We start from the raw sequence: 17,452 nt of genomic DNA on the forward strand, positions 1-17,452 counted from the left end.
GAATCTCCTGACGATAAGGCGGCGACAGGAGCCTCCTCCGGCCAGAGATGCTCGGGGCGGGCCCGAGCACGACGCGTTCCCTTATTTCGGCGCGAGGCGGATCGCGCCGTCGAGGCGGATCGCGGTGCCGTTCAGCATGTCGTTCTCGACGATGCTCTTCACCAGCGCGGCGTATTCGGCCGGCCGGCCGAGGCGCGAAGGATGCGGCACCGAGACGGCGAGCGAGGCGCGGGCATCGTCGGGCAGGCCGGCGAACATCGGCGTCTCGAACAGGCCGGGCATGATCGTGACGATGCGGATGCCGACCCCGGCGAGGTCGCGGGCGACCGGCAGGGTCAGGCCGACGACGCCGGCCTTCGAGGCGGCATAGGCCGCCTGGCCGATCTGGCCGTCCTCGGCGGCGACGGAGGCGGTGCAGACGAAGACGCCGCGGCCGCCATCCGGCGTGACCGGATCGAGCGTCGCCAGGGCCACCGCCGATTTGGCGATCAGGCGGAAGGTGCCGGTCAGGTTGATCGCGACAGCCTTCTCGAAGGTGGCGAGGTCATGGGCGACGAGCTCGCCGGTCTCGCGCTTCTTCGAGACGACGCGGCGGCCGGGCGCAACACCGGCGCAGTTGACGACGATACGGGCGACGCCATGGGCGGCGCGGGATTTCTGCAGGGCAGCGTCGACCGAGGCCTCGTCGGTGACGTCGCAGGCGACGAACAGCCCGCCGATCTCCTTGGCGATCGCTTCGCCGCGCTCGGCGTTGAGATCGAACAGCGCGACCTTGACGCCATGGCTGGCGAGCATGCGCGCCGTGCCTTCGCCGAGGCCGGAAGCGCCGCCGGTGACGATGGCGGCAAGGGACGAATCGAGCTGCATGGCGCGTTCCTCAAGCTTTTGACATTGCTGCAAGGGGTTTAGAGGCGCGATGCTCCGCCTCCAAGAGCGATTCTAGCGGCCTCCCTTGTGCACGCTTGCGGGCGGGGCCACATCTTGGCGTCGAAAGCGCGCATCATTGGCGCGCCATGGAGGAGAAAGATGAGCGAGGGATTCGGCTTCAGCCAGCGCTTCACCGCCGAGGAGATGGCGGCGATCCGCCGGAGCCTGCGCGACGAGGAGCGCTTCGGCTCGGAGCTCATGGCCTTGCTCCGGCGTGTGGCGAAGCGCATCCCCTTCGCCGAGGACGGGCTCGCCGCCTGGATTTGCGCGCGCGACCCGGCGACGCCGCGGCGCGTGCGCTACACCCTGCTCGGCGCGCTCGGCTATTTCGTGCTGCCGGTCGATGCGCTGCCCGACATCATGCCGTTCCTCGGCTTCACCGACGATGCGGCGGTGCTCGCCGCGGCGATTGCGGCGGTGGCGGGCTCGATCACCGTCGAGCATCGTGCAAGGGCCAAGAAGATCCTCGCCGATCTTTGAGAACTCTCTAACCCTGTGGTCATCCCGGACAAGCGGCGAAGCCGCGCCGATCCGGGATCATTCCAGAGCCTTTCCGAACAAGGTTCCGGAATGGGTCCCGGGTCTCCCTACGGTCGCCCGGGACGACCGCGGAGTTCAGGGCGTCAGCACGATCTTGCCCTGGGCCTTGCGTTCCGCGATCAGCGCGAAGGCCTCGGCGGCGCGTTCGAGCGGGAAGGCGCCGTGGACATGGGCGCGGATCCTGCCCTCGGCGGCCCAGCCGAGCAGGCGCTCCATATTGGCGCGGTGGGCGGCGGGCTCTCGCCGGACGAAATCACCCCAGAACACGCCGCGCAGATCGCAGCCCTTGAGCAGCAACAGGTTGAGCGGCGGCTTGGGGATGGCGCCGCCGGCGAAGCCGACGACGAGATAGCGCCCGCCCCAGCCCATCGAGCGCAACGCCGGCTCGGCGAGATCGCCGCCGACCGTGTCGTAGAGCACGTCCAGCCCGTCGCGGGCGAGACGGCGCAGACCGGCCCGCAGATCGTCCGCGGCATAGTCCAGGCCCTCCTGCGCGCCATGTTCGCGGGCCAGAGCGAGTTTTTCCGGTGAGGAGGCGCCGGCGATGACGCGCGCGCCGAGCAGGGCGCCGATCTCGACGGCGGCAAGCCCAGCCCCGCCGGCGGCACCGAGCACGGCGAGCGTCTCGCCGGGCTTCAGTTCGCCGCGCTGGATCAGCCCGTGCATGGCGGTGCCATAGGTGACGAACAGCCCGGCAGCTTGCTGATCGCTCAGCCCGTCGGGAATCCGGATCGCCGCCTCGCTGGCAACTACGACGATCTCCCGCGCCGCGCCATGGCCGAGCCAGGCGGCGACCCGCTCGCCGACGCGCCAGCCGGTCACGCCCTCACCGAGCGCGCTCACGATGCCGGCGCATTCGGCCGAGGGCGAGAAGGGCAGCGCCGGCTTGACCTGATAGCGGCCCTGGATGACCAGCGTGTCGAAGAAGTTGAGCGCGGCGGCGGTGACCTCGATTGCGATCTCGCCCGGTCCCGGCTTAGGTGCGGGCAGGTCTCGGACGACCAGGGTCTCGGCCGGGCCATGGGCCTCGCAGAGCAGAGCCTTCATCGGCAGTCGGTTCCTCCTGGAGTTTTCGGCCGGCTCGCGGCCTCGATCCGCGACAAGCTGGCACGATGCGGCCGCGGGGGAAACCGCTCGGAAAGCACGGCGGATTATTCGCATTTTTGCCAGGATCGTGACATCCTATGCGCCGTGGCGCGCTGGCCGGATCGCCGATCTCGCATAGCCTCCATCTGGCGTTAAGATTTCTGATGATTAGTGGCGATCCATGATTCGCAAGCCGGCTCCCCTCTCCGCCCGCCGCCCGCTGACGGCGGCTGCCCTTTTCAGCCTGACGGCGCTCGCCTTGCTGGCGCCGGGCTCAGCCATGGCGCAGCGCGCGCCCAGCGGTCAGGGCCAGGCGCTGCTGCTCGAAACCGCCGGCAAATGGCAGGCCTTTTCCTCGCAGCAGGGCCGCTCCAAGATCTGCTACGCGCTCTCCAAGGCCGAGAGCCGCTCGCCCGCCAATCTCAAGGATGTCGAGGGGCTACTGTTCATCTCGAACCGGCCGACCGAGGGCGTGCGCAACGAGATCAGCCTGGTGATGAACTTCGACCTCAAGGAAGATGTCGAGCATCAGGCGATCATCGGCAGCGAGCGCTTCGTCCTCGTCGCCAAGGGCCAGAACGTCTGGCTGAAGAATCCGGCCGAGGAAGGCCGCATGCTCGACGCGCTGCGCAAGGGCTCGGCGCTCGAGATCAAGGGCACCTCGAAGCGCGGCAACCCGACCAGCGACAAGTATTCGCTCGCCGGCATCTCGCAGATCGTCAAGCGGGCCGAGGACGCCTGCAAATAGCGCCTGCTCTCTTCGGAGAGGCCACGCTTCCCTCGATATGGCCGCCCTGTCGCGGCCTTTCCGCTCCTTGCCGATCGCGTCCGTTCCCGAGGGCCGGACGCATATGCATGCCCGCCCGCTCGCTCGTGATTTCACGATGCCGGGTTTTCATGCTATGAGCCGCGGAAATTCAGGGCCCGGTGGCCCGTTTCGAACCGAGTTCCGATGACTGTTACCGCCCTTTCGTCCACCGCTCCGGCGGTCGAACCCGTTTCGCGGCGCCCTTCGCTGGTCGGCCGCACGCGCGCCGGCATGGCCGAGGCGCTGGCCGAGATCGGCGTTCCCGAGAAGGAGCGGCGCATGCGCGTCGGCCAGCTCTGGAACTGGATCTATCATTACGGCGTCCGCGACTTCGCGGCGATGACGACGATCGGCAAGGGCCTGCGCAGCGCGCTCGCCGAGCGCTTCACGCTCGACCTGCCGGAGGTGACCGCCGAGCAGGTTTCGAGCGACGGCACCCGCAAATGGCTGCTGCGCATGGCGCCGACCGGCCCGCGCGACCGCGGCGCCGAGATCGAGTGCGTTTACATTCCCGAGGTCGACCGCGGCACGCTCTGCGTCTCCAGCCAGGTCGGCTGCACGCTGACCTGCACCTTCTGCCATACCGGCACGCAGCGCCTGGTGCGCAACCTCACCACCGAGGAGATCGTCGCCCAGCTGATGGTGGCGCGCGAGCGGCTCGGCGACTTCCCGAACCGCAGCGCCCCGGACGGCGCCTTCGTGCCGAATGATGGCGGGCGCTTCGTCTCGAACATCGTCTTCATGGGCATGGGCGAGCCGCTCTACAATTTCGACGGCGTGCGCGACGCGATCGACGTGATCGCCGACAATGAGGGGCTTTCGCTCGGCCGCCGCCGCATCACCGTCTCGACCTCCGGCGTCGTGCCGCAGATCGGCCCGCTCGGCGACGATATGGGCACGATGCTGGCGATCTCGCTGCATGCGGTGCGCGACGATCTGCGCAACGAGCTCGTGCCGCTCAACAAGAAGTATCCGATCAAGGAGCTGCTCGAAGCCTGCCGGAACTATCCGGGCCTGTCGAACGCCAAGCGTATCACCTTTGAATATGTGATGCTGAAGGGCGTGAACGACAGCGACGCCGATGCGCGCGAGCTGGTGCGCCTGCTCAAGGGCATCCCGGCCAAGATCAACCTGATCCCGTTCAATCCCTGGCCAGGCACGAAATACGAGTGCTCGGACTGGGAGCGGATCGAGCGCTTCTCCGAGATCGTCTTCCGTGCCGGCTATGCCTCGCCGGTGCGGACCCCGCGTGGGCGCGACATCCTCGCCGCCTGCGGCCAGCTCAAGAGCGAGACCGAAAAGCTCTCGGCGAGAGCCAGGCTGATGCTGGAGCAAAGCGAGGCCGAGCAGCCTGCGGCGCTCGCGGGCTGAACGATGCTGCGCTGGCTGCTGTTGATCCCGTTCGCGCTGCTTTTCGCGACTGGCGCCGGGTTGTTCGCGCTCCTGATCGCGAGCGTCGTCTCGCCCGATCTCGGCCGGCTGATCGGCGGCGGCTTCGAGCGGCTGATGGCGGCTCTCTTCGACATGGCGGCGCAGGGCTTCGACCCCGGCCCGGCGGCGGATGCGGCGTTCTCGCTGCTCGGCCGGCTCGGCTTCGCGATCCTGGTGGCGCCGGTCGTGCTCGTCGCGATCGGCTGCGAGCTCTTCCGCCTGCGCAGCGGGCTGATCCAGAGCGGCCTGACCGGTGTCCTGGCGGCGCTGCTGCCGCTCGCCATGCTCGGCATGGCGCGTGCGCCGAGCATCGCCGAGGTGCAGGTGATTTCCGCGCTGTTCCTGGTCGGTGCGGCTTCCGGCTTCGTCTACTGGGTGATCGCCGGGCGCGGTGCCGGCGGGGAACGGGCGGATCCAGCCTGACCCCGAAAGGACGCGAAGCGCGTCCGCAAACTCTGCGAAGCGCTTTGCGATCGCTGCAGAGCTGGCAGCAGCCAAACCAAAGCGTATTCCGCCCCGCCTCGCCATTCCGGACGCTTTGCGATGGCTTCCGGTGCTCCGCGCCGCTCCATCCGGAACGACGGCGAAGACGATCGGACCGTTCTGCGGAGCGCAGTTTTCCCATCTGGCTCTAATAACTCCACCTATCCTGACCATTACAGAACATTAATGGAACGATTCAGATTCGGTTCATACCTGATGGCTAAATTATATCTATCGAACAACGGAGTTTAGCCATGTTCAAACGTTCCATTATTCTTGTTTCGAGCTTTATCGTTATTGCTTCTTCTGCAGCCATTGCTCAGCCGCGTTACCATGGGCCTAGCTCCAATTCCTACGATGTCGAGAAGAAGGTCATCCATGTTCCCGGTCGCGGCCATGTCCGCCAGAAGGAGGTCCGCCACTATCGCTGGGCGAAGGGCCAGCGCATGAATGATTGGCGCCGGCACGGCCAGGTGCGGGACTATCACCGCCATGGCCTGCGCACGCCGGGCCGCGGGCAGACCTGGGTCAAGATCGACAACAACTACCTGCTGCTGAGCATGGCGACCGGTCTGGTCGCGGCGGTCACGGCCGCACGGTAAAGTCGGGTAACAGGGCGGTCGGGGTTCAATCCCCGATCGCCACGCCCTCGCGGCGGCCATCGGCACCGCCGAGATAGCCGGCCGGCGTCTTGACGATGGCCTGGATGCCCGAGGTCATCTCGAGCAGGCGGACATCGTGACCCTTGGCCTCCAGCGCCGCTTTCCAGCCTTCCGCCTCGGTGCCTTTCTCCAGCTCGGTCGGGCCGTTGCGGCTGCCGAAATTGCCGAGATCGACGGCGGCTTGGGGGTCCATTTTCCAGTCGAGCAGGGCGACCAGCGTCTTGGCGACATAGCCGATGATCTGGCTACCGCCGGGCGAGCCGGTGACGGCATAGAGCCGGCCGAAAGCGTCGAAAACGATGGTCGGCGCCATCGAGGAGCGCGGCCGCTTGCCGGGCTCGACGCGGTTGGCGACCGGCTTGCCGTCCTCGATCGGCGCGAAGCTGAAATCGGTCAGCTCGTTGTTGAGCAGGAAGCCGCCCCTGGTCATCAGGCGCGAGCCGAACCCGTCCTCGATCGTCGTGGTCATCGAGACGGCGTTGCCGGCGGCGTCGACGACCGAGATATGGCTGGTGCCGTTCTCGATTCCGTCCGACGGCGCGAGCAATTGGGCCCGCTTGTTCGGGGGATCGCCGGCCGTCGCCTTGCCCATCGACTTGTCGGGGTTGATCAGCCCTGCACGGCCGCGCAGATAGCCCTCGTCGATCAGCCCGGTGGTGGGGACGCTGAGGAAAGCGGGGTCGGCGATATAGAGCGCCCGGTCGGCGAAGGCGAGGCGGCCGGCCTCGGCGAACCAGTGCGCCGCTTCCGGACCGGCGCCGAGGCGGGCCATGTCCGCAGTCTCGACGATGCCGAGGATCTGCTGCACCGCGATGGCGCCGGAACTTGGCGGGCCCATGCCGCAGAGCATGTAGACGCGGTAGCGGCCGCAGACCGGCGCACGTTCCTCGACCGTGTAGCCGGAGAGATCCTCGAGCGTGATGTCGCCGGGATTGTCCTTGTGGCCGGTGACGGTCGCGACGATGTCCTGCGCGATCTCGCCCTCATAGAAGGCGTCGGCACCGCGCCCGGCGATGGCGCGCAGGGTCGCGGCGAAGGCCGGATTCTTGAGGATGGTTCCGACCGCTTTCGGCCTGCCATCGGCTTCGTAGAAATAGGCGGCGGCGCGCGGGTCCTTGATCAGGGTCCTCTCCAGCGCGAGCAGGCCCGCGAGGCGCGGCGAGATCGCAAACCCCTCCTCTGCCAGCTTGATCGCCGGCGCGAACAGCTCGGACCAGGGCAGCTTGCCCCAGCGCTCATGTGCCTCCTCGAGCAGCTTGACGGTGCCGGGGACGCCGACCGAGCGCCCGCCGACCACCGCGTCGACGAACTTCATCGGCTTGCCGTCAGGGTCGACAAAGCGATCCGGCCTTGCCGCCTTCGGTGCGGTCTCGCGTCCGTCCAGCGTGGTCAGGCGCTTTCCCGTCTCGTCCCAGTGTACGAAGAAGGCGCCGCCGCCGATGCCGGAGCTCTGCGGCTCGACGAGGTTGAGCACCAGCTGGATCGCGATCGCCGCGTCTGTGGCGCTGCCTCCGGCCCGCAGGATGTCGCGTCCGGCGGAAGCGGCGAGCGGGTTGGCGGCAGCTGCCATGAAGCGCTGAGCGGTGCCCATCGTCCGGGCGGTGCGGCCGGTCGCGGCCTCCGGCGGCGGGGCGAGGCTCTGTTGTGCGGCGGCGGGCGCGCCGAGTGCGAGCCAGAGTCCGGCCGCGGGCAGCGAAAATCCGGCCAGGAGGGACAGCGTACGCGGCATGGTGCATTCCTCTCGCCTTGCGCCGGCTAAGACTAGTCCCAATCGCTCCCGTCGCGCCATGCTCGGCGTGTCTTTGATCTGCCTCGCGGCGCAGCTATGCTCTGCCGTCGGATTCTTCCGCTCCAGCCAAGGTTTCGTCCCATGGTTCTCCTCGCACCCTCGCCGGCCTTGCGCCGCTCCTTCGCCCTGCTGCTGGTCGGGATGCTCGGCCTCGCTCTCGCCGGCTGCGGCTACAACAACGTGCCGACGCTGGAGGAGAAGGCGAAGGCGGCCTGGGGCGAGGTGCAGAACCAGTATCAGCGCCGGGCCGACCTGATCCCCAATCTGGTCGAGACGGTGAAGGGTTATGCCCAGCAGGAGCGCGAGGTGCTGACGCAGGTGATCGAGGCCCGTGCCAAGGCGACGCAGGTCAAGGTCGATGCCTCGACCATCACCGACCCCGCCAAGTTCAAGGAATACCAGGACGCGCAGAATCAGCTTTCCGGCGCGCTCGGACGCCTGATGGTCACGGTGGAGCGCTATCCCGATCTCAAGTCGAACCAGAACTTCCTTGCTTTGCAATCGCAGCTGGAAGGCACCGAAAACCGGGTGACGGTCGCCCGCCGCGACTACATCCAGGCGGTGCAGGCCTTCAACACGGAGATCAGGACCTTTCCGGGCGTGATCTGGGCGCGGTTGTTCTGGGGCGCCAAGCCGATGGAGAGTTTTGCGGCGACGACCGGGGCGGAGCGGCCGCCGGCGGTGAAGTTCTGACTTAAGTCCTTCAATGGACTCTGCCGATCGTGGGCAAGCGCGGGGAACCCCTCTCCCGAGTGGGAGAGGGGCAGGGGTGAGCGTCCGCCCTTTCCGGAAGAGGAGCAGCGGCGTGGTTGTTCCTTCTGCGGAAACGACAGGCCCTTATCCGGCGCTTCGCACCGCCTTCTCTCACCCGGGAGAAGGAAAGAAGCTGGCTCGCCCTGTCATTGCGGCATGGCTTTCCCTGCTGCTCTTCCTCTTCTTCCCGTTCCTCGCCGCCGCAGCCGAGCCGAGTTACCCCGCCCTGAGCGGACGTATCGTCGACGGCGCCAAGCTGCTCGACGGCGAGGCCAGCGCCCGCATCGCCGGGAAGCTAAGGGCGCATGAGGAGAAGACCACCGACCAGCTCGTCGTCGCGACCGTGCCCTCGCTGCAGGGCCTGACGATCGAGGACTATGCCAACGGGTTGTTCCGGGCGTGGGGGCTCGGCGATAAGGCCAAGAACAATGGCGCGCTGCTGCTGGTCGCGCCGAACGAGCGCAAGGTCCGCATCGAGGTGGGCTATGGGCTCGAAGGGGCGCTGACCGACGCGCTCTCCAAGGTCATCATCACCACCGCGGTGGCGCCGAAGTTCAAGAACGGCGATTTCGCCGGCGGAATCGAGGGCGGGGTCGACGCCATCCTGTCGATCCTGACTGGCGATGCCGAGGAATGGCAGCGCCGGGCGCAGGTCAGGGAGGACGAAACCTCCTGGGCCGAGAATCTCGCCGTGATCTTCGTCATGATCACGGTGTTCATCCTGATCGTCAGCTTCATGCGCGAGCTCGGCCGGGCGAGCGGCGGGGCGCGCCGGCACCGGACGCGCGACGGGCGCTGGATTGTGCTGCCGCCCTCTGGTGGCTCGGGCTGGAGCGGTGGCTCCTCCTCCGGCGGCTGGAGTTCGGGGTGGGGAGGCGGCTCAAGCTCGGGTGGTTTCTCGGGAGGAGGCGGCTCGTCAGGTGGCGGTGGGGCTTCAGGGGATTGGTGAGATGCTGAATTCCGACGATCGCGATGCCATCGCCGAGGCGGTGCGCGAAGCCGAGCGGGGCACCTCCGGCGAGATCGTGGTGGTGGTCGACCGCGCCGCCGGCAGCTATCTCGCGGTGCCGGTGGTTCTGGCGCTGGCCGTCGCCGTGTTCGTGCCCTGGCCCTTGCTGGCCCTGACGATGACGAGCGCGCCGCGGATTTTCCTGCTGCAGCTGATCGCGGCAGCGCTGCTGCTGGCCGTCCTGCTCTGGTATGGTCGCGGCGGGCGCTTCGTGCCCGGCTTCGTCAAGCGGCGCTATGCGCATGAAGCGGCGCTGCGTGAATTCACGGCGCGCGGGTTGACGCTGACGCGTGGCCGGACCGGCGTGCTGCTCTATGTCGCCGTTCAGGAGCGCTATGCCGAGATCGTCGCCGATGCCGGCATCGACGGCAAGGTCGACGAGGCCACCTGGAAGGGGATCATCGAGCCGCTGCTCGCCGCAGCGCGCGAGAGCCGGCTCCGCGAGGGGCTCGAGGCGGCCGTCGCCGCGGTCGGTCAGGTCCTGGCCGCCCACGCGCCGCCAGCGGCCAACGATGTCGACGAACTCCCGAACAAGGTGGTGATTCTCTAAGGCCGTCGGCTCAGCGCGCCGCGCCCAGGATCGTGCCGGCGAGAATCGGGCCGCCACGCCGGTGCTGGTCGGTCTGCACCAGCACGACATAGGCGTCGGCATTGGGCTGCTGGGTCACCGAGAGTGGCGCGCTCAGGGTGACGGCCGAACCCGACCAGTCGCCGACCCGGGTCACGCCACGCACGACATTGGCATAGGTGACGGTCTTGCCGGTGTTCTCGCCGCGCTCGATCGGGACGGCCGTCGCCCGGCTGAAGGCGATGACCCAGACCCCGGCCGGCTGCTCGCTCGTGCTGGCCTCGGTCGGGCTGAGCGCGATTTTCAGCTCGCCGTCGGCTTCCTTGAGCGAGACTTTGACCGGAAAGCCGGCCACGCCCTGTTCCTGGACGAGCTTCTCGATGCCCTTCCGGTCGGAGCCGACTATGTGGCTGGTGCCGTTGATCACCGCCTGCGGCGTATAGACCTGGCCGTCGCCGCGGGACTTGGCATAGAGCTTCTGGCGCTTGGTGAAAGCCTGCTGGCCGAGCGTGTCCTTCCAGCCGAGATAGTCCCAATAGGTCACCGGGAAGGACAGGGTGATCAATCCGGGGTCCTTGGCGAGCTCGACGAAGAGCGCATCGGCGGCCGGGCAGGAGGAGCAGCCCTGGCTGGTGAAGAGTTCGACCACCGCTTTAGGTTGCACCGGCGCCTGTTGCGCAAACGCCAACGGGCCGCCGAAGAGGAGGGCGGCGAGCGTGGCGAAGAGGCGGTTGCGGACGGACATCGGTTTCAGCTCGGTGCCAGATACAAGCAGTCCGTTACCAAAAGCGCCAGTACCTGCTCACTTGGAAATCACTTTGCCTTGAAAACGGGGGCCAGCGGCGCCCTTTCCCCAAATTGTCGCAGCGCCTCGGCGCTGATCATGTTCGGCCGCCAGCGCCGATGCATCCAGAGCCATTGCTCGGGATGTTCGCGGACCCAGCCGTCGACGACGGCGGTCATCATCGCCATCGCGCCGGTGACGTCGATTTCGCCACTGGCGTCGCGCGGCAGGTCGAGCGGCGGCGTCAACTCGATGCGGAAGCGATGGTTCGGTAGCCGGATGACGCGCACGCCATGCACCGGGCACTCGAAGCGGCGGGCAAACTTGCCGAGGATCGGGTTGGTCAGCGCCGGCCGCCCGAGGAAGGGAACCACGACGCCGCGGGTGAAATGCTGGTCGATCAGCATGCCGAGATGGCCGCCCTTCTCGAGTACGCCCTGCATGGCGAACGCCGCGCCTTGCTTGGCGGCGGCGAGCCCGCCCATGGCGCCTGAGCGGATTTCGTGGACCACGGCCGCGATCGCCGGATCGTTGGGAGCGCGGAAGACCGCGGTGGTGTCGAGGTCGTAGGTCGCGGCGCAGATCGCCGGCAACTCCCAATTGCCGAGATGGGAGGAGAAGATCAGCCCCGGCTTGTCGTCATCCTTCAACGCGACGAAGTGCTCGATGCCGACGACCTCGACGCGGCCGTTCGGGTCGGGGTTGTGGTAGTCATAGTCGAACAGCGTCTTGAGATGGGCGTATTCGGCTACGGTGCGGCCGAGATTTTCCCAGCCCCCGCGGACGAGACGCCTGGCCTCTGCATCCGCGATACCCGGAAAGGCGGCGCGGACATTGGCATAGGCGACGCGGTTGACAGGGATCAGCGGGCTCGCGCTGCGCAGGAGCCAGCCGCCGAGATTTGAGGCGCGTTCCGGCCCGAGTGCGCGCAGGAAGGCGAAGAACGCCCGCACCAGCCCGATCATCAAGCCTGCGCCGAGGCGCGTCGCGAACTGCTTCAATCGCTTCAATCTACGAGCCCGACCCATCAGGCGCGGGTCGGACCCGTCGCCGGATCACGTCGCATTCCGCAGGGAGGCGCGAATACGGAAACGTGATCGATTTCCAGTTCCGGCGCCCCACCGCCGCGAAAACCGCTGCCGGCGGCTTTGGAAGGGTACCGGGGCGCGACTTGCGGGATCATGGCCGGCGCGTCAAGTCTCGCGGCGCATGGGCCGGGTCTCAGAGCGTGACGATGACCTTGCCGAAGACCTTGCGGCCCTCGATCCGGGCGAGGCCCTTCTCGAATTCGGCGAGCGGGAAGACCGAGTCGATCACCGGCTTCATGCCGGCCGCCATCTTGTCGAGCGACTGGCTGATGTTCTCGATCCGGCAGCCAAAGGAGCCGAAGATCCGGTACTGCTGCTGGAAGAGCTGCATCAGGTTCATCGTCGTCGAGGGGCCGGAGGTGGCGCCGCAGGTGACGAGCCGGCCGCCGCGCTTCAGGCAGAGCAGCGAGCCGTTCCAGGTGTCGGCCCCGACATGCTCGAAGACGACATCGACGCCCTTGCGCTTGGTGAGCTGGCGCACCTCGCCCTCGAAGCGCTCGGTCTTGTAGTTGACGACGAAGTCGGCGCCGAGCGCCTTGGCTTTGGCGCCTTTCTCGTCGTCGCCGACCGTGGTGTAGACGGTGCAGCCGATAGCCTTGGCCATCATGATCGCCGCGGTGCCGATGCCGGAGCCGCCGGCATGAACGAGGATGGATTCGCCGGGCTCGAGCTTCGCATTGTCGAACAGCATGTGCTGCACGGTGCCGAAGCCGATCGGCGCACAGGCCGCCTCCTCGAAACTGACGCCCTTCGGCGCCTTGATCACGAGGCGCTCGGGCCGGTTGATGATCTCGCGGGCGAAGCCGTCGATATGGAAGCCCATGATCCCGGCAACGTTCTCGCAGAGATTGTCGCGGCCCTCGCGGCAGGCCTTGCAATGGCCGCAGGTCTCGGCGCCGTACATCGTCACCGTGTCGCCCTCGCGGAAGCGCGAGACGCCCTCGCCGATCGCGACGACCTCGCCGGCTGCCTCGACACCGGCCGCCTGCGGCATCTTGCGTTTGGCGAAGGCCATGCCGCGGAAACCCCAGAGATCGAGATAGTTCAGGCCGACGGCGCGAACCCGGATCTGCACCTCGCCCGGAGCGGGCGGCGGCGGCGGATCGATCTGTTCGAGACGGAGGTCGCGATCGCCATGGAGCTGGAGGGAGAGCATGGGGCTTCGTCTTTCAGAACTGGTCCGGCCATTGCCGGGAGGTGTGGATGACGGCGAGGATTTCGATGGCGTCGTGGCGCACGCGGTAAGGCAGGATATAGGGCGTTCCGGTGATCACGAGTTCCCGCGTGCCGTCGATGCGACCGGGCCGGCCGCTTGCCGGGTGGTTCAAGAGCTGTTGCGGTGCCGCGCGGATGGTTCGGACCATAGCGAGCGCCGCATGTGGATTGAACTGCGTCAGATAGCCTGCCGCGTCACGCAGATTGTGCTGAGCGCGCGGTGTCCAGGCGATCTTCATGGAAGATCGATCTTGGCCTGAATTTCGGCCTCGATCGCATCAAGATCTGCCTCGCTGACGAATTCGCCGCGATCAGCTTCCGCCAGCCCGGCTTTGATCTGATCGATCTGCCAGGCATTGAGCTCGACGTAGTTCTCGATCGCCTTGGCGGCGAGCCAGTTGCGGGAGCGATCGGTGTCTGCCGCCAGCGCGTCGAGCTTGGCGAGGGTTTCGTCGTCGAGGCGGATGGTGAAAGCTGCCGTCATGATGGTTCACTCCGGTTCGGGATGAACATAGGCAGTTCGCGGCGCAGCGCCAAGCGCTGCGCGTTTACCATGTTTCACGTGAAGCGTTCGTGCAGGACTCAGCGATGGACGCCCATCTGCGCCGTCAGCCCGCCATCGATCGGCAGGACCGTGCCCGTGATGTAGGCCGCTGGCGGGCTCATCAGGAAAGCGGCGAGGCCGGCGACCTCCTCCGGCCTGGCGAAACGGCCGGCCGGGATCTGGCTTTCCATCTTCTCGCGATAGGCGGCGTAGGGCGCCATCATGTCGGTATCGACGAAGCCCGGAGCGATCACGTTGACGGTGACGCCGCGCTTGCCGGTCTCGACCGCCAGCGTGTTGGCATAGGAGATCAGCGCGCCCTTGGAGGCGGCATAGGCGGCATTGCCCGGGTTGCCGCGCAGCGCCGCGACCGAGCCGATCGCGACGATGCGCCCGGCCCGGGCCCGGACCATGCCACGCACCAAGCTCTTGGCGAGGCGGGTGAAGGCCCAGAAATTGACCTGCATCGCCGCCTCGGCCTTGTCCTGCACCATCATCGCGGCGAGGGAATCATAGGGCTGGCCGGCATTGTGGACGAAGCCGAAATAGCCTTCGTCCTCTGCGGTCTCGCAGAAGGTATCCAGCGCCGGCTTATCCGAGAGATCGAGAGGCAGGGCACGGATCGCGCGGCCGGACTGTGCCTGCGCAATCTCGGCGGCGAGCGCCTGCGCCTGTTCGCCCGAGGAGCGATAGGTGAAATCGACGTCGTGGCCGGCGCCCGCCAGCGCACGCACGATCGCGGCGCCGACACCCTTCGCGCCGCCGGTGACCAGGATCCGCGTCATGGTACTTTCGGCTCCGCGGTCAGGACGAGGCAGGTGTTCTGGCCGCCGAAGCCGAAGGAGTTCGACAGCACGGTGCGGACCTTGGCGTCGCGGGCCTGGTTGGGCACGACGTCGAGCGCGATCGCGGCGTCCGGCTGTTGGTAGTTGATCGTCGGCGGGATGCGGCCATTGGCGATGGTCAGGAGCGAGATCACCGCCTCGACAGCGCCGGCCGCGGTCAGGGTATGACCGAGCATCGACTTGTTCGACGAGATCGGCAGGCTGGCCATGCGCTCGCCGAACACGGCCGAGCAGCTCATCGCCTCCATCTTGTCGTTCTCCGGCGTCGAGGTGCCGTGCGCGTTGATGTAGTCGACATCCTCCGGCGTCAGCCCGGCATCGGCGAGCGCGTCCTGCATGGCGAGGATCGCGGGCTTGCCGTCAGGGCTCGAGCGGGTGCGGTGAAAACCGTCGCCGCGCTCGCCACAACCGGCGATGATGCCGAGAATGGTCGCGCCGCGGGCCAGAGCGTGGTCGTAATCCTCGAGCACCAGCGCGCCCGAGCCCTCGCCCATGACGAAGCCGTCGCGGTTCTTCGAGAACGGCTTGGCGGCGGCCTCCGGCGGGTCGTTCTGGGTCGAGAGGGCCGAGAGCAGCGAGAAGCGGATCAGCGCCTCGGCATGGACCGAACCGTCGGTGCCTATGCACAAGGCTGCCTGCGTCTCGCCTCTTCTGATCGCCTCGACGCCCATCTGGATCGCGGTCGCGCCGGAGGAGCAGGCAGTCGAGAGCGAGATCGGCGAGCCCTTGGTGCCGAACTTCTCGGCGATGTGCTCGGCGACGCCGCCGAACAGGAAGAGCTCGTGCATCGCCTTGTATTTATGGGTCGCGGCGGCGCGCAGCAACGCGTCGTAATCGGCGTCGCCCTCGATCGCCTGCGCGATCTCCTGCTTCTGCGGCCATTCCATCTCGACCGGCGGTACCGCCATGAAGAGCTCGCCCGGGAAGTCGCCGGGCTCGCCGAGGCCGCTCTGGCCGACGGCTTCCTCGGCGGCGAGGGTCGCCAGCTTCTCGGAGAGCTCTGGGGCGGCGAAAGGCCGGTCGAAGACGAAATCGACGGTCGCCGCGATGGTGGTACGCAGGCCTTCGGTCGGGAAGCGCTCGATGCGGTGAATGCCGGAGCGGCCGGCGGTCAGCGCTTCCCAGTTGGCGTCCTTGCCCTGGCCGAGCGAGGTGACGAGGCCGAGGCCGGTGACGGCGACGATGGGACGGCCCTGGCTGTCGCGATGGCTAGCGGTCATGTCGAACCTCCCTCAGACCTTGACCAGCCGGGCAGCGCCCTCGCCGCGCCAATGGGCGGCGCCGGTGACGATTGCCTCATCCGCAGCGCCGGTGGAGAGCGCGGCGGCGGCGAGCGCGACCGAGACCGGGAAGGCGGCCTCTACCGCGTGGCCGACGAGATCGCCGGTGGCGACGCGCCTCGCCTTCGGCGCGGCGGCGGCGATGGCAGCGGCCTCCTCGGCGGTGATCTCGGCGCAGCCGGTCGCGGCGGAAACCGCGAGTGCGCCGGGGGCGATCGATCCGAAGCCCGCGAGCAGCTCGTCGAGCCCCTTGGCGACCGAGCCGGGCTGGCGCCGGCTACGATGTGCCCCGACCTGGCTCAGACGGGCATGGGCACGGGCGCCGCGCGCCTTGGCATGCTCGGCCGATTCCAGCACCAGGAAGGCAGCGGCGCTGCCTGTGATCATGCCGGGCGCATCCTCGCGGGCGAAGACCGGGGCGAAGGCGCCGGTGCGCAGGAAGCCGCCGAGCTCGAAGAGCAGCAGCATGTCACGGCGCTCGGCGTTGTAGGCGCCGCCGACGAGCATCACCTGCGCCTGGCCGGAGGCGATGCGGGCATGGGCGGTGCGGATCGCGTCGACGCCGGCCTGCTCCTCGCCCATGAAGGTGCGCGAGGCGCCGGTGACGCCGTGGACGATGGCGATGTTGCCGGCGAGCAGATTGGAGAGCTGGGCCAGGAACAGGGTCGGCCTGAGGTCGCCCATCAGGCGCTCGTTCAGGAACGGGCCGGGCTGATTGGCGCCGCGCAGCCCGGTGAGGATGGCGGCATCGACGGCATGGTCGCGCTCACCGCCGCCGGCGGCGACGATGACCTGCAGCTCGCTCTTGATCTGCGCATCGTCCTTCAGCCCGGCGGAATCGAGGGCGAGGCCCGCCGTATAGACACCGAGGCGCTGCCACGGCTCCATCTGGCGCTGGTCGGATTTCTTCGGGATCTGCCGGTCGAGCTCGAGCGGCTTCAGCGGGTGCAGCGGATAGGGTGCGAAGCTGGTCTCGTCGACGATCGGGGCCGTGCCGGCGGCGAGCGCCTGGGCATGCGGCTCGATGCCTTCGCCGAGGCTGGAGGCGAGGCCGATGCCGGTGATGAGGACGTCATGTGCCATGGTCAGGCCGCTTCCGGGTTAAGGCCGATGGCGGCGATGCGCGCCTCCATCAAGGCACGCATGTCGGCGGGGAAGGGCATCAGGCGGAAGCGCAGTTCGGCATCGCAGATCGGCTTGCCGTCGATCGTGATCTTCGCCTTGGTCGCAGCGTATCCGGAGCCCTCATGGACGAGCTCGGCGCTGACGTCGAGCACCGCCTGCGGCTCGACGAAGGTGCGGAAGCGCGCCTTGTCGACCATCATCAGGAAGGGCATTTGCGAGAGCCGGTTGAGCGCCAGCAGCAGGTAGCCGGAGGCCTGGGCCATGGTCTCGGTCAGCAGCACGCCGGGAACCAGCGGGTGGCCGGGAAAATGGCCTTCGAAGACCGGGCTCGCGGCAGGGACGGTCGAGCGGGTGACGATGCGCTTCTCCGCCGGAACGAAGCTCGCGACCTGATCGATCATGTCGAAATATTCGAGGCGCATGCATTTCCAACCGGTTAGAGCCGGACGCCGTCGGACGAAACGCGTGGCGTTCGCCCGAGACCGAAACCGTCTCTCATGAATAGAGCTGGAGCG

General features: G+C 67.7%; 20 protein-coding genes. 8 read left to right on the forward strand and 12 right to left on the reverse strand.

Going from position 1 to position 17,452, the window contains the following annotated elements:
* Positions 1-81 precede the first annotated feature (81 nt).
* Positions 82-867 (reverse strand): SDR family NAD(P)-dependent oxidoreductase, encoded by a 786-nt coding sequence (locus DK26_RS14650; RefSeq protein ID WP_066473642.1) that lies wholly within the window; start codon positions 865-867, stop codon positions 82-84.
* A gap of 159 nt (positions 868-1,026) precedes the next feature.
* Here DK26_RS14650 and DK26_RS14655 point away from each other — a divergent pair, with 159 nt between their 5' ends.
* Positions 1,027-1,407, forward strand: a complete 381-nt coding sequence (locus DK26_RS14655) for a YkvA family protein (protein ID WP_066473645.1) — start codon at positions 1,027-1,029, stop codon at positions 1,405-1,407.
* 135 nt (positions 1,408-1,542) lie between these two features.
* On the opposite strand, the gene DK26_RS14660 is transcribed toward DK26_RS14655, so the two are convergent.
* Positions 1,543-2,514, reverse strand: coding sequence for an NADPH:quinone oxidoreductase family protein (locus DK26_RS14660; RefSeq protein WP_066473648.1), 972 nt, complete (start codon positions 2,512-2,514; stop codon positions 1,543-1,545).
* 220 nt (positions 2,515-2,734) lie between these two features.
* Here DK26_RS14660 and DK26_RS14665 point away from each other — a divergent pair, with 220 nt between their 5' ends.
* The 4 genes from DK26_RS14665 (at position 2,735) to DK26_RS29685 (ending at position 5,877) form a co-directional block, all read left to right on the forward strand.
* Positions 2,735-3,301 (forward strand): hypothetical protein, encoded by a 567-nt coding sequence (locus DK26_RS14665; RefSeq protein ID WP_066473651.1) that lies wholly within the window; start codon positions 2,735-2,737, stop codon positions 3,299-3,301.
* 204 nt (positions 3,302-3,505) lie between these two features.
* Positions 3,506-4,732, forward strand: a complete 1,227-nt coding sequence (gene rlmN / locus DK26_RS14670) for a 23S rRNA (adenine(2503)-C(2))-methyltransferase RlmN (RefSeq protein ID WP_066473654.1) — start codon at positions 3,506-3,508, stop codon at positions 4,730-4,732.
* A 3-nt stretch (positions 4,733-4,735) separates the two neighbouring features.
* Entirely contained in the window at positions 4,736-5,215 is a 480-nt protein-coding gene (locus tag DK26_RS14675) for a hypothetical protein (protein ID WP_066473655.1), read from the forward strand.
* Between the two features lie 314 nt (positions 5,216-5,529).
* Positions 5,530-5,877: an RcnB family protein gene (locus tag DK26_RS29685; RefSeq protein ID WP_066473657.1), complete on the forward strand. Its 348-nt coding sequence runs from the start codon at positions 5,530-5,532 to the stop codon at positions 5,875-5,877.
* A gap of 25 nt (positions 5,878-5,902) precedes the next feature.
* Here the strand turns inward: DK26_RS29685 and ggt are convergent, their stop codons facing one another.
* On the reverse strand, positions 5,903-7,666 hold the full coding sequence (gene ggt, locus DK26_RS14685; protein ID WP_066473659.1) for a gamma-glutamyltransferase: 1,764 nt from the start codon (positions 7,664-7,666) through the stop codon (positions 5,903-5,905).
* Positions 7,667-7,807: 141 nt separating this feature from the next.
* Here ggt and DK26_RS14690 point away from each other — a divergent pair, with 141 nt between their 5' ends.
* The 3 genes from DK26_RS14690 to DK26_RS14700 all read left to right on the forward strand — a co-directional run bounded on the left by DK26_RS14690 (position 7,808) and on the right by DK26_RS14700 (position 10,038).
* A complete protein-coding gene (locus tag DK26_RS14690; protein WP_066473662.1) occupies positions 7,808-8,419 on the forward strand; it encodes a LemA family protein in 612 nt (203 codons plus the stop codon).
* A gap of 208 nt (positions 8,420-8,627) precedes the next feature.
* Entirely contained in the window at positions 8,628-9,428 is an 801-nt protein-coding gene (locus DK26_RS14695; RefSeq protein WP_248309982.1) for a TPM domain-containing protein, read from the forward strand.
* 1 nt (position 9,429) lies between these two features.
* Positions 9,430-10,038 carry a TPM domain-containing protein gene (locus DK26_RS14700; protein WP_066473666.1) on the forward strand — a complete coding sequence of 203 codons (609 nt, stop codon included), beginning with the start codon at positions 9,430-9,432 and terminating at the stop codon, positions 10,036-10,038.
* A 10-nt stretch (positions 10,039-10,048) separates the two neighbouring features.
* Here DK26_RS14700 and DK26_RS14705 read toward each other — a convergent pair whose 3' ends face one another.
* The 9 genes from DK26_RS14705 to DK26_RS14745 form a co-directional block, all read right to left on the reverse strand.
* A complete protein-coding gene (locus tag DK26_RS14705) occupies positions 10,049-10,801 on the reverse strand; it encodes a DUF1223 domain-containing protein (protein ID WP_066473671.1) in 753 nt (250 codons plus the stop codon).
* 68 nt (positions 10,802-10,869) lie between these two features.
* The gene (locus DK26_RS14710) at positions 10,870-11,850 is read right to left on the reverse strand and encodes a lipid A biosynthesis lauroyl acyltransferase (protein WP_282568038.1); all 981 of its coding nucleotides are present in this window, start codon (positions 11,848-11,850) and stop codon (positions 10,870-10,872) included.
* A gap of 211 nt (positions 11,851-12,061) precedes the next feature.
* Positions 12,062-13,084: a zinc-binding dehydrogenase gene (locus DK26_RS14715; RefSeq protein WP_066473674.1), complete on the reverse strand. Its 1,023-nt coding sequence runs from the start codon at positions 13,082-13,084 to the stop codon at positions 12,062-12,064.
* Positions 13,085-13,097: 13 nt separating this feature from the next.
* A complete protein-coding gene (locus DK26_RS14720) occupies positions 13,098-13,382 on the reverse strand; it encodes a type II toxin-antitoxin system mRNA interferase toxin, RelE/StbE family (RefSeq protein WP_066473676.1) in 285 nt (94 codons plus the stop codon).
* Positions 13,379-13,627, reverse strand: coding sequence for a CopG family ribbon-helix-helix protein (locus DK26_RS14725; protein ID WP_066473678.1), 249 nt, complete (start codon positions 13,625-13,627; stop codon positions 13,379-13,381). The genes DK26_RS14720 and DK26_RS14725 overlap by 4 nt, the downstream gene beginning before the upstream one ends.
* A gap of 98 nt (positions 13,628-13,725) precedes the next feature.
* Positions 13,726-14,472: an SDR family oxidoreductase gene (locus DK26_RS14730; protein WP_066473679.1), complete on the reverse strand. Its 747-nt coding sequence runs from the start codon at positions 14,470-14,472 to the stop codon at positions 13,726-13,728.
* Positions 14,469-15,752 (reverse strand): beta-ketoacyl-ACP synthase, encoded by a 1,284-nt coding sequence (locus DK26_RS14735; protein ID WP_066473687.1) that lies wholly within the window; start codon positions 15,750-15,752, stop codon positions 14,469-14,471. Before DK26_RS14735 ends, DK26_RS14730 begins: the two co-directional genes overlap by 4 nt.
* Before the next feature lie 12 nt (positions 15,753-15,764).
* Positions 15,765-16,895, reverse strand: a complete 1,131-nt coding sequence (locus DK26_RS14740) for a beta-ketoacyl-ACP synthase (RefSeq protein ID WP_066473696.1) — start codon at positions 16,893-16,895, stop codon at positions 15,765-15,767.
* A 2-nt stretch (positions 16,896-16,897) separates the two neighbouring features.
* Positions 16,898-17,359, reverse strand: a complete 462-nt coding sequence (locus DK26_RS14745) for a 3-hydroxyacyl-ACP dehydratase FabZ family protein (RefSeq protein WP_066473698.1) — start codon at positions 17,357-17,359, stop codon at positions 16,898-16,900.
* Positions 17,360-17,452: the final 93 nt, after the last annotated feature.

This window comes from Allobosea sp. WAO (genome assembly GCF_001509835.1).
GTDB lineage: Bacteria > Pseudomonadota > Alphaproteobacteria > Rhizobiales > Beijerinckiaceae > Allobosea.

Coding starts and splice junctions, on each gene's coding strand:
- DK26_RS14660 (WP_066473648.1), bottom strand. CDS start 2,514: ATGAAGGCTCTGCTCTGCGAGGCCCATGGCCCGGCCGAGACCCTGGTC.
- DK26_RS14650 (WP_066473642.1), bottom strand. CDS start 867: ATGCAGCTCGATTCGTCCCTTGCCGCCATCGTCACCGGCGGCGCTTCC.
- DK26_RS14690 (WP_066473662.1), top strand. CDS start 7,808: ATGGTTCTCCTCGCACCCTCGCCGGCCTTGCGCCGCTCCTTCGCCCTG.
- DK26_RS14700 (WP_066473666.1), top strand. CDS start 9,430: ATGCTGAATTCCGACGATCGCGATGCCATCGCCGAGGCGGTGCGCGAA.
- DK26_RS14675 (WP_066473655.1), top strand. CDS start 4,736: ATGCTGCGCTGGCTGCTGTTGATCCCGTTCGCGCTGCTTTTCGCGACT.
- DK26_RS29685 (WP_066473657.1), top strand. CDS start 5,530: ATGTTCAAACGTTCCATTATTCTTGTTTCGAGCTTTATCGTTATTGCT.
- DK26_RS14705 (WP_066473671.1), bottom strand. CDS start 10,801: ATGTCCGTCCGCAACCGCCTCTTCGCCACGCTCGCCGCCCTCCTCTTC.
- DK26_RS14655 (WP_066473645.1), top strand. CDS start 1,027: ATGAGCGAGGGATTCGGCTTCAGCCAGCGCTTCACCGCCGAGGAGATG.
- rlmN (WP_066473654.1), top strand. CDS start 3,506: ATGACTGTTACCGCCCTTTCGTCCACCGCTCCGGCGGTCGAACCCGTT.
- DK26_RS14715 (WP_066473674.1), bottom strand. CDS start 13,084: ATGCTCTCCCTCCAGCTCCATGGCGATCGCGACCTCCGTCTCGAACAG.
- DK26_RS14720 (WP_066473676.1), bottom strand. CDS start 13,382: ATGAAGATCGCCTGGACACCGCGCGCTCAGCACAATCTGCGTGACGCG.
- DK26_RS14735 (WP_066473687.1), bottom strand. CDS start 15,752: ATGACCGCTAGCCATCGCGACAGCCAGGGCCGTCCCATCGTCGCCGTC.
- DK26_RS14740 (WP_066473696.1), bottom strand. CDS start 16,895: ATGGCACATGACGTCCTCATCACCGGCATCGGCCTCGCCTCCAGCCTC.
- ggt (WP_066473659.1), bottom strand. CDS start 7,666: ATGCCGCGTACGCTGTCCCTCCTGGCCGGATTTTCGCTGCCCGCGGCC.
- DK26_RS14745 (WP_066473698.1), bottom strand. CDS start 17,359: ATGCGCCTCGAATATTTCGACATGATCGATCAGGTCGCGAGCTTCGTT.
- DK26_RS14725 (WP_066473678.1), bottom strand. CDS start 13,627: ATGACGGCAGCTTTCACCATCCGCCTCGACGACGAAACCCTCGCCAAG.
- DK26_RS14730 (WP_066473679.1), bottom strand. CDS start 14,472: ATGACGCGGATCCTGGTCACCGGCGGCGCGAAGGGTGTCGGCGCCGCG.
- DK26_RS14665 (WP_066473651.1), top strand. CDS start 2,735: ATGATTCGCAAGCCGGCTCCCCTCTCCGCCCGCCGCCCGCTGACGGCG.